The sequence below is a fragment of the Ruegeria sp. HKCCA5839 genome (assembly GCF_013035585.1).
GTDB lineage: Bacteria > Pseudomonadota > Alphaproteobacteria > Rhodobacterales > Rhodobacteraceae > Ruegeria.
The window spans coordinates 35,971-50,667 of record NZ_WQIE01000004.1 but is presented as its reverse complement, the minus strand read 5'-3'; the positions used below and the strand labels follow the sequence as shown (position 1 = coordinate 50,667).

The following is a 14,697-nucleotide window of genomic DNA, read 5'->3' as shown; positions in this document are numbered from 1 at the left end:
GAGCTTGATATTGATTGAGGTGTGTTGATGGATTTCTTTGTTGATGGTCTGAACGGAATTCTCTGGAACTATGTTCTCGTATACGGCCTGTTGGGGGCAGGGCTCTACTTTACGATCCGGTTGGGCGCCCCGCAGTTCCGGCACTTTGGTGAGATGCTGCGCGTCATCACTGCCGCCCCCAGCACCGACAAGCGCGGAATCACTCCGTTTCAAGCTTTAACCGTCAGTCTTGCGTCGCGGGTCGGCACCGGAAACCTCGCAGGAGTCGCCGTTGCTCTGACTCTGGGTGGTCCCGGAGCAATCTTCTGGATGTGGATGGTTGCCCTGGTTGGCATGGCGACGGCCTATTCCGAAAGCACCCTGGCGCAGCTTTATAAGGTGACCACCAAGAACGGTGACTTTCGCGGCGGTCCTGCGTTTTATATCTCAAAAGGACTGAATGCCCCTTGGGCAGGTGCGATGTTCTCGGTCTGCCTGATCCTCAGTTTTGGTCTGATCTTTGTCGCTGTTCAGTCCAATTCGATTGCCGAGGCGCTGAACGGCGCGTTTGGGATCGAAAAGCTGTGGGTTGGTCTCGGCATCGCAGTTGGCGCGGCAATCGTGATCTTTGGTGGGATCAAGGCTATTGCGAGAGTCGCCGAAATTCTGGTGCCGTTCATGGCGGGTGGCTATCTATTGATCGCGATTATCGTGATGGTCCTCAACATATCCGAAGTGCCTGGACTGCTGTGGTTGATTGTATCCAGCGCACTGGGTCTGCAAGAGGCCGCGGGCGGTGTTGCCGGCGGTGTGATGGCCGCCATGTTGAACGGGATCAAACGCGGGTTGTTTTCCAATGAAGCGGGCATGGGATCGGCCCCCAATATTGCCGCTGTTGCGACGCCTTCGCCACATCACCCGTCAAGCCAGGGTTTGGTGCAGGCGTTTGGGTGCTTCGTCGACACGATCCTTGTTTGTACGGCGACCGCGCTGCTGATCTTGTTGTCTGGCGTGATTGATGGCGAAATTACTGGCATGCAACTGACTCAAAGCGCACTGGACGTTCATCTGGGTCCGGTTGGGACTTATTTCATCGCCATTGCCATCATATTCTTCGCCTTCACATCCATCCTCGGTAACTATTCTTATGCTGAAAATGCCATGGTTTTTCTGGGGCTGGAGGGCAAGGCCCCGATAACTATCTTGCGAGCGGCCTGTCTGGCGATGGTTGTATGGGGAGCACTGCAAACCGTCGCAACAGTCTTCAACTTTGCCGATGCAGCAATGGGTTTGATGGCTGTCATCAACCTGACCGCAATCCTTTTGTTGTCCGGGACGGTGTACCGGCTGACCAAGGACTACTTTGCTCAGAGAAAGGCGGGGCAGGAACCGACGTTTGTGCTGGAAGAGTTCGAAGGCGCGACGGACGGAATATCTGATAAAATTTGGAATGAAGATGCCCCAACTGCCTGATCCCCCTGAAACCCAGAAAGTGCTGGATGATATCGCTGCCCGAATGGCGGGAGAGACTGATCGCGGCGAGGTGGCAAGCTATATACCGGAATTGGCGCGCGTTCCGCTGAACCGGTTTGGCATGGCGTTTGCGCCGTTGAACGGAGAACCGATCATTGCGGGTGACGGCGATGTGCCGTTCTCGATCCAGAGCATCTCGAAAGTGTTCGCGCTGGTCGTGGCGCTTGGGCATGTCGGCGCGACGCTTTGGCGGCGTGTTGGTCGCGAGCCGTCGGGCGATCCTTTTAACTCGATCGTCCAGCTTGAATTCGAACGTGGAAAACCGCGAAACCCCTTCATCAACCCCGGCGCGATTGTTGTCTCTGACGTGATCTTGGAGCATCAATCCGGCCAGGCTGCACCGCATCCGGTTCTTGAGATTTGCCAGCTTCTGGCCGACGCACCTGATATCGCGGTCGACGAAGACGTCTTCGGCTCCGAAGTCGCGACGGGTGATCGCAACCGAGCCTTGGCTTACTTTATGCTTGCCGAAGGGAACATTCGTGGAGACGTAACCGCAGTCACCGAAAGCTATTTCCGTCAATGCAGCATCGAGATGAGTTGCCGTCAGCTCGCTGCGGCCACCCGGTTTCTGGCAACCGGTGGCGAAGGGGCTGATGCCGAAATCGCGGGTGTCACACCAGAACGCGTCCGGCGCCTGAATGCCCTGATGATGACCTGTGGCTGCTATGACGCCTCGGGCGAGGTGGCATTTCGGATCGGATTGCCCTGCAAAAGCGGGGTCGGTGGGGGACTTGTTGCCATTGTACCCGGTGTTGGGTCTATCGCTGCATGGAGCCCCGGTCTGGACAAGAAAGGCAACTCGGTCCTGGCCATAAAGGCCGTTGAAGAATTGGCACATCGGCTTGGCTGGTCGGTGTTCTGAGCGCGAAAAATCGACTCGCTTACCGACAAAACAAGGTGGAACAAATGAACCTCGTCAAAGCAATTCCGGCTGCGTTTCTGTTTGTGACAAGCGCCGCGCTCTGCGCTGAATACGAAGAGCCACCTGAACTGTCGGCGCAGGAAACCGTTCAAGACCTTCCGCTTTCGACTGAGACTTATCGGATAGAAGGACAGGTGCCGACCGACGGGTTCATGGCGATCTACCGGATCGATACCGCATTTGGACAATTCTCGGCCTCGGGTCCAGGCATGTTGCAGGCGCGTTTGACCGAAATCCAGGCTCTTGCCGCACTTGATCACATCCAGAACGATCAGCAATTCATCGATGCGGCCGAGGAAACAGCCGGAGAAACCTTCGAAAACCTGCGCCAATTCGCCAAGCAGCCGAAAGAAACTTTGAAAGGCGTGCCGGAAGGCATCGGGCGGTTTTTCAAACGCACAGGACGGTCGGCCAAGACCGGTCTGCAAAAACTAGGTGATGTTCGAGAGGGAAACTTGCCAGGCGTTGATCCCGAGAATGTTTCGAACCTTCCCGGCGGTTCGGCGGATCAACATGCAAGCCCGCAGGGCAGCTTTACTGAGAATGTTGCACGCGCTGGGGGCGATGTTGCGGTCAACATACTCGGGTTTGACAAACAACGCCGCCGGTTGGCCAAGGAATTGGGTGTCGATCCCTACACCACCAATCAATTGCTGGCGGCGCGTCTGGACGAGGTCACGTGGGCAGCGTTTGCCGGTGGGCTGTGCCTCTGCACATAGACTGGGGCCCCAGAGTCAGCTCAGGCAGGCTAGAGGCCGGCATGGTCGTCTGTGTCGAAAGCCTTATCGCCGAGGAAGGATCAGAGAGCGTAAAACTGGAAACCCAGGTGTTGGTGACCGAGAACGGTTATGAGCGTCTTGATACGTTCACTTTCGAGTGAATCAGTCACACCCGAGCTGCACATAGCTGTTGCAAACGGAGTCTTGCCAGTACGCGAGGCGCTGGTTTAGCGGCACGTTGTTTGTGTCGTAACGCGTCTGAATATCCATGTGGTCCCCTTGAATGGATCGACAAAGCATGTCGATCTTGCCCGAAAAAGCAAGTTTTTCCGCCCAGACGCAAAAGCACGACCGCCTGTGATCCGACAGCCTCTGTGCATCCAACGGAGGTGCACCATGTCTACTCAATTCAAAGTCGCTGCGGTTCAGGCGGCCCCCTGCTTTCTTGATCTGGACGCAGGCATCGACAAAGCCATCGGTCTGATCGAAGAGGCCGCGAAGAACGGCGCCAAGCTGATTGCATTCAGTGAAACCTGGTTGCCGGGCTATCCCAATCACATCTGGCTGGGCCCTGTTGCCTGGCAGATGCAGTTCGTGGGCCGTTACTTTGACAATTCGATTGTTGCCGGCAGCGATCAGGAAAAGCGCCTGTCCAAAGCCTGCCGCGACAACAACATCCAGCTGTCAATGGGCTGCTCTGAACGTGATGGCGGCTCGCTCTATATCGCGCAATGGCATTTCGACGAAACCGGTGAGGTGATCAACCGCCGCCGCAAGCTGAAACCTACCCATGTCGAACGCACGGTCTATGGCGAAGGCGACGGCTCGGACCTGAGCGTGGTCGACACCTCGATCGGGCGCGTCGGGCAGCTGGCCTGCTGGGAGCATCTGCAACCGCTGAGCAAATACGCCATGTATGCCCAAAACGAACAGATCCATGTGGCCGCCTGGCCGAACCTGGCGCTGTATGAGGGCACCGCCTATGCGCTGGGGCATCAGGTGAACAACGCGGCGTCCATGATCTATGCGGTCGAAGGTGGCTGTTTCGTTCTGGCCCCCTGTTCGCTGGTAACCAAAGAGATGCAGGACCTGCTGTGCGAGGGCAATCCCGAGAAAGAGGCGCTGTTCCCGCTGGGCGGTGGCTATACCGCGATCTTTGGCCCGGACGGGTCGGAGCTGGCCGAACGGATCCCGCATGACCAGGAGGGCATCATGTATGCCGATATCGATCTGCACATGATCGGCTATGCCAAGGCGGCGGCCGATCCTGCGGGTCACTATGCGAAACGCGACAGCACGCGGCTGCTGATCAACCGCAAGAAACAGCGCGCCGTCCTGCACTTCGACGATGCGCCCGGCTGGGAAGAGGTCGACCTGATCGACACCCAACCCGAAGCCGCGGAATAGCCGTCTCGGCGATGGCCCCCGGGGCGGGGCCATCCCAAAGCATCAAAAGGGGATCCGAAATGACAGACCCAACACCCGCAATTCCAACGCATGAAGACTAACACATTGACGACCGGCGGCGGTATGAGCACCGAAGAAGGTTGCATGGGAAAGACCATGGACGGACCCTCAGAGGAAGGACTGGCCCTGAACGGAATGTGCTTGCCGCATAAATCCCATGAACTCAACATTTGAGGGGATTGCGTCGAAGGACAGGGCGCTGACCAAATCAGGCCTTGCATCCAACGTTACGAGCCTATGTCATACCGCCATTGCGACTGGATGGTTTGATCAGAGGTTTACGTGTCTCAAGGCTTGGAAAAATCGACTGAAGAACAGCCCGCGCAATCTTCCCCGAAAGTGACCCGAACGCTTGGGCCCTGGACCTGCACCGCACTTGTGGTCGGCAATATCATCGGTTCGGGCTTTTTCCTGGCACCCGCCGCCCTGGCCCCGTTTGGAGCCGTCGCGATCATCGGCTGGATCGTGATGTCCATCGGCGCCTTGTGTCTGGGCCTGGTGTTTGCGCGCCTCAGCCGGGTCGCGCCGGAAACCGGTGGCCCCTATGCCTATACCCGCCTGGGGTTTGGGGATTTTGCCGGGTTTCTTGTTGCCTGGGGCTATTGGATCGCGGTTTGGGTGGCGCTTCCGGCGATTGCCTTGGGTGCAACGGATTATCTGCTGTATTTCGTACCAGGCCTGAACGACCTGCCGGGTGGCGGCACCACCGTAGCTTTGGCAATGATGATCGGGGTTGGACTTTTGAATCTCAGAGGTGCTGAAACCGTCGGAGTGTTCCAGCTTGTCATCGTCTGCATCAAGATGATCCCGTTTCTGGCAGTCTCATTTGTGGGACTGTTCTGGGTGGACTGGGGGCATTTTACTCCGATCAACCCGACGCCGCAGTCCTTTCTATTGGCCCTTGCAGGCACTGCGCCGTTCATCATGTTTGCTTTCACCGGTGTGGAATCCGCCACTGTACCCGCGGGCGATGTCAAAGACCCCAACCGCACAATCGCCTTTGCAACCGTCGTTGGAACGCTTTTGGCCGCACTGGTCTATACGTTCGGCACGCTCACGGTGATGGGCGTCATGGATGCGGACGCGCTTGCGCAGTCTACAGCTCCTTTCTCGGATGCCGCCAGCCTGATTTGGGGTGATTGGGCGGGATATGTCATCGCCGTCGCCGCCGTGTTGTCATCCGTGGCGGCGCTCAATGGCTGGACATTGCTTATGGCGCAGGTGCCGCTTGCGGCTGCGCGCCACGGGTTATTCCCCGCATGGTTTTCTCAACTGAACAAGAACGGTGTCCCGGCAAAGGGGATCGTGATTTCAATGGCGCTTTCCGTTGCGATCCTGCTGTTCAAATCCTTTGCGTCCAGCTCTTTGCTGGGGCTGTATGAATATCTGATCGACCTGTCGATTGTGACCGACATGGTCAGCTATTTGTTCTGCTGCTGTGTCGAAGGCCTGATCCTGATCTCGCTGGGCCGCCGTATCGGTTTCCTCAACCCGTGGACCTATCTGCCCGTCGCTGGCATCGCCTTTGTGTTTTCGCTGCTGACCATCTATGGCGCTGGGGCCGAAGCCGCGATGTGGAGCTTTTTGCTGCTTCTTGCTGGAATTCCGATCTTTGTGCTGAATCGGATCCGTCAAGCGGCTCGGCAGGACTAAGCGGATGAACGTGAATGCCAGAACGTCCTCTGAGCGCATCGAAACGCTGTCCCGTGCTGCCAACCCCGCCCTGTTCGAAGCTGCGATAGATCCACAGCTTTTGACGGTTCTGATGCTGGCCAATCTTATGAGCCCGACGCTCTGGCAGCTTAGGGACAAAGTGCTTGCCCGGGCCCACGCAAAATACCCCAACGAAGACCATCTGAGGCAAGCCCATATCACGCTTGAGATGCTGGCCTATGTGAACCAGCATTTCACCCATGACTATCCCATGAACACCGCACAAAAGGTTGGCGTGGCCGAATTATCCGACATTCGCCAACGTCTGGGGGCCGCAGGTGTGGACGACGCGCTGGATTTGATCCGGCAGCATTTCCATCACCGCGATGAACAAGGGCTGCTGACGCCGGCTCTGGATATCTTTCCGGTGCTGAATCAGGAAAAGTTCCCGATCTTCAACTATTCGACCATCGACGGCCTGCGTGCCATGCGCCGTCTTTTGGGGCATAAGAAACACAAGCCCATGGGTGTGACCATCTGCGCGGATGAGGCGACGCTGACAGCGACATTGGCCAATATCCTGCACGGTATATCTTTCGTAGACATCTTTTTGCTCGCCACGCCCGCCCATTACACGACCTTCCTGCGCAAGGACGGTGAAAGGTTCTGGTGCAATGGCAAGCCCGAGTTTTTTGACAAGCACACATGGGACAAGACCTGCGCCGCGCCTGGGTCTCCGGGGCCGCAAGCTGCCTTTGCCGCACGGCTTCCGTTCCTGGATCGGCTTATCTCACCGCTGGGCACGTTGCGGATCGCGACCGGTGAAAGCTCAATTCCCAAACCCGCGCTTGATAGGTTTCTGGACGAAAGCCGTGCCTTTTTTGGCTGTACCCTGGACCCGCTTCAGCAGGCCGTAGATGCAGGCATCACATTTCAGACGCCAAGCATCGATGCATCTGATCTGCGGGCTCTGGACCAATTGACGGGGGCCGATCACGCGCGTCAGGTGATTTCCGATCTTGCCAAGGCTCAACCGATGTCGGTATTCGATCAGGCCTTGTACTGTATCCGCGATCTGGATGTCCCCTACCCCGGAGCCTATCTGGCCGCGGCTTTGCACGGGACCAAACTTCGGGGCGCTGCGGCTCGGGTCGCGTCTTGGGCGGATGCCTGCGCAGTGGTTGATACGATTGCGGGTACCGAGCCTGTGCTGGGCGCCCGTGACAGGCTTGCGCTGCCTGATGAGGTATTGTTGTTTCAGACCGGCGACGATGTGGACAAGGGGCTGTTGCTGTTCTCATTGCTCTTGGCCAGCGCAGCCTTTGACGAAACGGACAAAGCATCCGCGCAGCTTCGAATTACCGAGCACGCGACCTACTGCACTTTTCAGGGTCAAACCATTGACCTTCGCACCCTCACGCCGGTGGTCACCCCAACGGGTCGGGACCGTCTGATCCTGACCCAAGCCAGCTTGAACACCTAGAAGAATTTTCGTCGGCTTGATCCGTTTGGGGGCTGGCGATCCGGCCCAATACCCACTATCGCCAAAGCCAGAGATCCTTGTGATCGGGACTAATTTTCATGGAGATTTCCAACGTGACCATCACCCGTATTGAAACCGGCCAGCGCATGAGCAAGATCGTGAAACATAATGGCGTTGCCTATCTGTGTGGTCAGGTCTCGGATGCCGAGACCGCAGCGGATCAGACCCGCGATATTCTGGCCAAGGTCGAGGATCTTCTGGCTCAGGCAGGCAGCGACAAGACGCGGATCCTGCAATGCGTGATCTGGCTGTCGGATATGGCCGATTTCGCCGAAATGAACCAGGTTTGGGATGAATGGGTGCCGCAAGGCCACGCCCCGGCCCGCGCCTGTGGCGAAGCCAAACTTGCACGCGATGTGCTGAAGGTTGAGATGATCGTTACCGCCGCCTGCGACTGACAAGGGCGGCATTAAGGTGCCCGACCAGGGCCCGGATCCCGCGCGGCTCCGGGCTTTTTCTACCAGATCGGCGGTTACAGTCCTGCCATCTCGCTTTGATAGCCGAACAGGGCCGGCAACCCGCCCGTATGCACCATCACAACCTTTTGCCCCGGATGGATCTGCCCGGTTTCCACCAGATCCAGCAGCCCGGCAAAGGTCTTGGCTGTATAGACCGGGTCGAGGAATATCCCTTCGGTCCGCGCCATGCGTTCAAGTGCCGCCTGTGTCTTGTCGCTCAGCTTGCCATAACCCGGCGCGAGCGCGCGATCCCAGATCTCGATCCGCGCTTGCAACGGTTCGGGATCAATCCCAAGCAGATCCGCCAGCTTTTCCAGCACAGTATGCATCCGTGCTGTTTGTTGTTCCGCGTCACGACGCACACAAACGCCAAACACCTTGGCTGGAACGCCCGAGACCGCAATCCCGGTCAAAAGACCCCCATGGGTGGCCCCGCTACCCGAGGCCACAACAGCCACATCGAAATCCGGCATCTGGGTGCAAATCTCTTGCCCGGCCACCACATATCCCAAGGCCCCCAGCGGCGGGTGGTGCAGCCCCAAATGGATGACGTAAGGGGTACGCCCCTCGGCCCGCAGCGCATCAGCGCGCGCGTGCAGGGCCGCATCGGCCCCAGCCTCATCTTCGCCTTCAGGATAACTCATGTGTTCAGCGCCCAAGAGCTTGGCCAGCAACACGTTGCCCGAACTGTAATACTCCGCACCCATATCCGGCACCCGCTCTTCCAGCTGCAGCACCGATTGCATACCCAGACGGGCGGCGGCAGCAGCAGCCGAACGAACATAGTTCGATTGCACCGCGCCGGTGATCAGGATCGTATCCGCCCCTTTCTGTTGCGCATCGCCAAAATAGTATTCCAGTTGCCGGGTCTTGTTGCCGCCAAAACCAAGCCCGTTCAGATCGTCGCGTTTCAGCCACAGATCAATCCCCAGCTCAGCCGATAGCCTGTCCAGCCGCTCCAGCGGCGTGACCCCCGACATCAGCCGCGCCCGTGGGAATTGCGCAAGAAGGTCTGTCTCTGTCATCGTCATTTCCCCAAATTAGGCCATCACATAGGCGCGTTGAAAGAGCAAAGCGCAGGCCAGCACGGAAATGATCCGTATGGTCACACTCACCAGGCGTTGCGGCAGATAAGGGCCCACCACGCGACCCATCAAGCTGCCGAACACCGTGGCGGCAACAAAGGCCCAAAGCTGCGGGCCCAAAGGCAGTGTTGACGTCCCGTGCAGCAAGAACGCCACCCCGTAGGCAACCAGCGCAATGGGTTGCACCAGGCGCGCAACCGCGCGCCCCGCATGGCCTTTTGCCATCAGCCCAAGCACCATCAGTGGCCCCGGCATCGCGGCCCACACCGTGGCCAGCCCGGATAGGCCCGACATGGCCATGAACCCCACAGGCCCGGTCGCGCGGCGCAGGGGCACCAAAGATGTTGCCAGCCCGATCAACAACAAACATCCCGTGAGGGCCAGAACAAAAGGCTCGCTCAGCAGCGGGTAGAGCATCAGCCCGATCCCCACCCCAATCAGACAGCCCAGAATGGCGATCAGAATGCTGCGCCGTTCGGCCTTCACCACGTGTGGATCAGTGGCCACCGCCGACACTAAGGTGTTGAGCAGCAGCAGAACGGGCACCGCGGTTGATGTGCCCAGCAGGATCATCATCGGCGGCCCGGCCAGAATGCTGAACCCGATACCTATTCCCACCTGCACCACGGCGCCCAGACAGATGGCAAGGATCAGAAGGGTCAGATCGACGGGCACGTTGCTCTCATGCGGTTTACTCTGCGGATCGCGCAGCAGACCCTAGACGCAGTCTTGACCTCAGGTCCATGCCCTTTCTCACCCGCTGCGGCACAGGCCCAAACGATAGCTAGAACCGCATCGGTGAGAACGCCGCCATGTCGGTGTTGGGGTGACGATCTGACATAAGGTCTGCCACAAGCTCAGCTGTTTTGGGCGCCATCATCAGCCCATAATGAGAATGCCCAAAGGCGGTGAACAGCCCTTTGATCCCTTCAATCGGACCGATCGCAGGCAAACTGTCGGGAAAGGACGGGCGACGCCCCATCCAGAACCGCACCTGACTGGTATCTAGATCAGGCACCATGGATTTCGCCTGATCGATCAGCATCTTCTGCTTTTTGGGATCGGGCGGCGCATCGATGCTGCCAAATTCGGCTGTCCCAGCCACACGCAACCCACCTTCCATGGAACTGGCCACTACTTTTGCGTCCACATCCATGATCGAATTGTTCAAGGTGGCCTCGGGGTTCGAAAACTCGACGTGATAGCCGCGTTCGGCCACCAGCGGCACGGAAAGCCCCAATGGTTTCAAAAGATCAGCCGACCAAACGCCCGCTGCCAATATCACCTGCTGGGACTTCAACGTCTTGTCCTTGGTGACAACCTGCCAACCGCCCTGCTCTAATCGCGCCAGTTTGGTGACCTCGGCACGCAGGAACTCGGCCCCTTGCGCGCGGGCTTTGTCGGCCAAAACCGCCCCCAAACGACCGGGTGAAAGGGCCCGCGCCTGGCCCTTGATCACGATCGCCGCCTTGAAATCATCGGACAGAGCCGGTTCCATCCGGCGCAGCTCGGCCCCTTCGATCCGTTCCAGATCGCCACCTTTTTCGCGACGCACGCGATAGCCGAAATCATCCAGACTGGCCTGATCCGCGCGACGGAACGCATGCAGGTAATAGCTGTCTGCGATCAGCCCCTCATGCCCCGTCCCCTGTAAATGACGCCGATACAGGTCAATCGACGGGCGGCACAAAACCTCCATACCGTCCGAAATCTTTCGCACGCTTTGTTCGCCCGAGATGCTGAGAAAGCGCAGCCCCCAGGGGATCATTCTGGGCCAAAACCCGGCCCTTACCGAAAGCGCGCTCCTGGGGTTCAGCAAAAGTTGCGGAAGTTGCTTCCAGATCCCTGGAACTGCCTGCGGGATGATCGACCAGGGCGATACCACACCGGCGTTGCCAAAAGAGGTCTCCTGTCCGGGCTCACCCCGGTCGACAAGCCGGACAGGAATTCCGCGGTCTTGCAGGGACAATGCGCAACAAATGCCGACGATCCCTGCGCCGATAATTGTGACCTGTTCAGCCATCCTTTCAGGCCGGTGACTGACTGCGGCTGCGGCCAATCAACTGGGTGATGATCACGGGTGAGGCCACAGCCAGAGCAACAAGATCAGCCGTCAGGCTGGGCGCAACAAAGATCACTCCGGCGATGGCCATCAGGATCCGTGACGCGAAGTTCAGTGGTTTCAACCAGTAGCCCACAACCGCCGCCGACAGGGCGATGACGCCTGCGATACAGCTGGTGGCGGTATAGGTGAACTCCCACAGATCAAAGCCTGTCGACGACACAAACAGCAGCACCGGCGCATAGACAAAGGCCATTGGCGCTATCACCTTGCCCAAGCCCAGGGTAAAGGCCGACAAACCAGTTCGGAACGGGTTCGAGTTTGCGATGGCCGCCGCCGCATAGGCCGAGGTACAAACCGGTGGCGTAATCTCGGACACCACGCCGTAATAGAGCACGAACAGATGAGACGCGATCGGCGGTACACCCAGCTGCGCCAGCGCTGGCTGCGCGACCGAGACCAGCATGATGTAAAGCGCCGTGGTCGGAATGCCCGCCCCCATCAGAATGCAGACGATGGCAATGAAGACCAGCGAGATGAACAGCTGCAAGTCTTCCAGCGCAAACAGCTGGAAACTGCCAAACGAGATCATGTTATAGACATCTGCCGCCAGATTGCCTGCCCCTTGGGTCACCATGAACCCGATGCGAAAACCGATACCGGTTGTGTTGATCACACCCACCACGATGCCGACCGCAGCAGCAGCAGCACCCACAGCCAGCGAATATTTCACACCCAGTTCGACCGCCTGCAGCATCTCAGGCACTTCGATGCGTTTCTGTGGGTTGAAGGTGGCGATCACCGACAAGCCACACAGGATGGCCGTCATGGTCAGATCAAACCCGCCATCGGAAAACTTCCACAGCACAAAGGCCAGGAACGCAGCAGCATAGATCAGTGTCGGCGGTTGCTTGACCCGCGACATGCCCGCGATGACAGCCAGCGAAATGCCGCAAAAGGCCGACATGAACGGCGTGTATCCCGTGAACAGAACCACAAGAAGCCCGATCAGCGGCACGATATTGGCCCAACCTTCGGCCCAAACGGCCTTGAGCTGCGGCAGTTGTTCCTTGGCCAGACCTTGCAGGTTCAGCTTGCGCGCCATCAGGTGCACAACGGCAAAGACGCCGACATAGTGCAGGATCGCAGGGAAAATCGCGGCGATCACGATTGTCGTGTAAGGGACCTCAAGGAACTCGGCCATGATGAAGGCCGCAGCCCCCATGATGGGCGGCGTGATCTGCCCGCCTGCCGATGACGCGGCTTCAACCCCGCCTGCAAAATGGCCGGGGTATCCAAGGCGCTTCATGTTGGGGATCGTCAACGCACCGGTCGAAACGGTGTTCGCAACCGAAGAGCCGGAGATCGTGCCGAAGAAGGCCGAGGATACCACCGACACTTTTGCCGGACCGCCAGTATAGCGACCCGCCAAAATCGTTGCATTGTCGATGAACAATTGTCCCAAACCGGTGCGCTGAGCGATCACACCAAACAGGACAAAATGGAATACGATGGTCGAGACCACCCAAAGCGTGACGCCATAGATCCCCTCTTGCGGGAAATACATCGACGACACGAAAGTTTTGAAGTTCACACCAGGATGTTGCAGCAACCCGGGGAAATACGGCCCCAGCAAGGCGTATGAAATAAAGACACAGATGATTAGCGGCAGCACCCATCCCAGCGTGCGGCGCGCAATGTCCAGCACCAGCAGGATGATGATAACACCCAGGATCACGTCATAGGTGTTCGGATTACCCATGCGGAAAGTCTGTTCCTCGATCCCGAGGAACGGAATACCGCGCCAGGCAACACCCACATACAGAGCGGCGATGATGCCAAGCCCCATGAAGACAAGATCATAAAGAGGAATATTGCCGATCCGGAACCGGCTGACCTTGAGAGCATAGAGGTTCTTTGACCCGATGATCGGGATCGTCGCATAGACCAGAATGAACAGCAGGGCCAGATAGATGCCCATATGCCAGTGATCGGCTGGAAGGCCAAACCCGGCGGTAAAGAATTCGTAAGCTGCGAAAATCAGGGCAACAACGCGCAACACCATTCCGGTTGTTGGGCTCACCTGACGAACCGCTGCGCCTTCGTCGAACTGTTCTTCGATGGCCGCAAGCTCTTCGGCGGTCAATTCGTGGTCATCAAGCTGCTGATTGTCGGTCATTGCGGCCCCCTGCCTTCGCATAGATCGGCTATGCGGTGCCCCGAGGATGGGGCACCGGCGATTTCATTGCGATGTGATGTGGTTACTGAAGAAGCCCGGCTTCTTTATAGAACTTCTCGGCACCCGGATGCAGCGGAACACCCAGCGCGGCAACACCGTCCAGCGCCGTGTCAGGCGTGATCTGCTTGCCTTTGGCGTGGCCGTTGTCCAGCAGCTTGCGGGTGTTGTCGTTCCACAATGCCTTGGTCAGTTGATAGACCAGATCGTCTGACAGCTCTGACGAGACAACCAGCATCGCGCTGACCGCAGGGGTTTTGGTTTCCGTATCGATACCTTCATAGACACCACCAGGGATGGCCGACGGGATATAGGCCGGGATGATCTCGTTGATCTTGGCCAGATCTTCGTCGCTGAACGAATGCAGGTTCATACCTTTGGTCGAGGACAGCTGCACCATCGCGGCAACCGGCCAGCCCGCCGCATAGAAATAGGCGTCCAGCTGACCATCGGCCAGGCGCTCGGCGCTCTGGCTGTTGTTCAATTCGGCCTCATCCATGTTGTCGCGGGTCACACCCCAGGCGTCCAGCATTTGCAAAACGGCAACCTGCGTGCCCGATCCGGCCTGCGCGATACCGACGCGCTTGCCTTCCAGATCGCTAAGATCACCGATGGTTTCGCCCGCAGGCAGCACCAGGTGCAGATCTTCGGGGAACAGGTTGGCGACGATCCGCAGGTTGGGATGCGGCTTGCCTTCGAACTTACCCTCACCCAGATACATCGAGCGGGTCACGTCAGCAGCCGCCAGACCGGCCTCAAGCTCACCGTTTTGAACAGCAGCATTGTTAAAGACCGACGCGGTGGTCGATTGCGCAATCGCGATCAGGCCCGGAACACCACATTGGCCGCCTTCTTCACACGGACGCGAACCCGGAGGGGCCGAGATGCCGTTTGCGATGGTGCCACCGATGGGGAAGTAGGTTCCGCCAGCACCGCCGGTGCCGATACGGAAAAAGGTCGGGTCCTGCGCCAAAGCCGGTGCAGCAAAGGCTGCCGCCAGGGCCAGGCCGGTCAAGCTTTTCATAAAACTCATCATG

The 14,697-nt window shown here is 58.3% G+C and carries 12 protein-coding genes; 7 read left to right on the top strand and 5 right to left on the bottom strand.

Annotation, left to right across the window (positions count from 1 at the left end; genetic code table 11):
* Positions 1 to 27: 27 nt before the first annotated feature.
* The 7 genes from GOV38_RS12705 (at position 28) to GOV38_RS12675 (ending at position 8,217) form a co-directional block, all read left to right on the top strand.
* Positions 28 to 1,452: a sodium:alanine symporter family protein gene (locus GOV38_RS12705; protein WP_171208165.1), complete on the top strand. Its 1,425-nt coding sequence runs from the start codon at positions 28 to 30 to the stop codon at positions 1,450 to 1,452.
* The gene (locus GOV38_RS12700) at positions 1,436 to 2,377 is read left to right on the top strand and encodes a glutaminase (protein WP_171208164.1); all 942 of its coding nucleotides are present in this window, start codon (positions 1,436 to 1,438) and stop codon (positions 2,375 to 2,377) included. The genes GOV38_RS12705 and GOV38_RS12700 overlap by 17 nt, the downstream gene beginning before the upstream one ends.
* Before the next feature lie 44 nt (positions 2,378 to 2,421).
* A complete protein-coding gene (locus GOV38_RS12695) occupies positions 2,422 to 3,156 on the top strand; it encodes a hypothetical protein (protein ID WP_171208163.1) in 735 nt (244 codons plus the stop codon).
* A 396-nt stretch (positions 3,157 to 3,552) separates the two neighbouring features.
* The gene (locus GOV38_RS12690; RefSeq protein ID WP_171208162.1) at positions 3,553 to 4,563 is read left to right on the top strand and encodes a carbon-nitrogen hydrolase family protein; all 1,011 of its coding nucleotides are present in this window, start codon (positions 3,553 to 3,555) and stop codon (positions 4,561 to 4,563) included.
* Between the two features lie 342 nt (positions 4,564 to 4,905).
* Positions 4,906 to 6,276: an amino acid permease gene (locus GOV38_RS12685; protein ID WP_217352087.1), complete on the top strand. Its 1,371-nt coding sequence runs from the start codon at positions 4,906 to 4,908 to the stop codon at positions 6,274 to 6,276.
* A 4-nt stretch (positions 6,277 to 6,280) separates the two neighbouring features.
* Positions 6,281 to 7,759: a hypothetical protein gene (locus GOV38_RS12680; protein WP_171208161.1), complete on the top strand. Its 1,479-nt coding sequence runs from the start codon at positions 6,281 to 6,283 to the stop codon at positions 7,757 to 7,759.
* A 98-nt stretch (positions 7,760 to 7,857) separates the two neighbouring features.
* Positions 7,858 to 8,217 (top strand): RidA family protein, encoded by a 360-nt coding sequence (locus GOV38_RS12675; RefSeq protein ID WP_171132856.1) that lies wholly within the window; start codon positions 7,858 to 7,860, stop codon positions 8,215 to 8,217.
* A 74-nt stretch (positions 8,218 to 8,291) separates the two neighbouring features.
* Here the strand turns inward: GOV38_RS12675 and GOV38_RS12670 are convergent, their stop codons facing one another.
* The 5 genes from GOV38_RS12670 to GOV38_RS12650 form a co-directional block, all read right to left on the bottom strand.
* A complete protein-coding gene (locus GOV38_RS12670) occupies positions 8,292 to 9,302 on the bottom strand; it encodes a D-cysteine desulfhydrase family protein (RefSeq protein WP_171208160.1) in 1,011 nt (336 codons plus the stop codon).
* Between the two features lie 15 nt (positions 9,303 to 9,317).
* On the bottom strand, positions 9,318 to 10,037 hold the full coding sequence (locus GOV38_RS12665) for a hypothetical protein (RefSeq protein WP_171208159.1): 720 nt from the start codon (positions 10,035 to 10,037) through the stop codon (positions 9,318 to 9,320).
* A gap of 109 nt (positions 10,038 to 10,146) precedes the next feature.
* A complete protein-coding gene (locus GOV38_RS12660; RefSeq protein ID WP_171208158.1) occupies positions 10,147 to 11,385 on the bottom strand; it encodes an FAD-binding oxidoreductase in 1,239 nt (412 codons plus the stop codon).
* Between the two features lie 4 nt (positions 11,386 to 11,389).
* The gene (locus tag GOV38_RS12655; RefSeq protein ID WP_171208157.1) at positions 11,390 to 13,603 is read right to left on the bottom strand and encodes a TRAP transporter fused permease subunit; all 2,214 of its coding nucleotides are present in this window, start codon (positions 13,601 to 13,603) and stop codon (positions 11,390 to 11,392) included.
* Between the two features lie 82 nt (positions 13,604 to 13,685).
* Positions 13,686 to 14,693 (bottom strand): TAXI family TRAP transporter solute-binding subunit, encoded by a 1,008-nt coding sequence (locus GOV38_RS12650; protein WP_171208156.1) that lies wholly within the window; start codon positions 14,691 to 14,693, stop codon positions 13,686 to 13,688.
* Positions 14,694 to 14,697 lie beyond the last annotated feature (4 nt).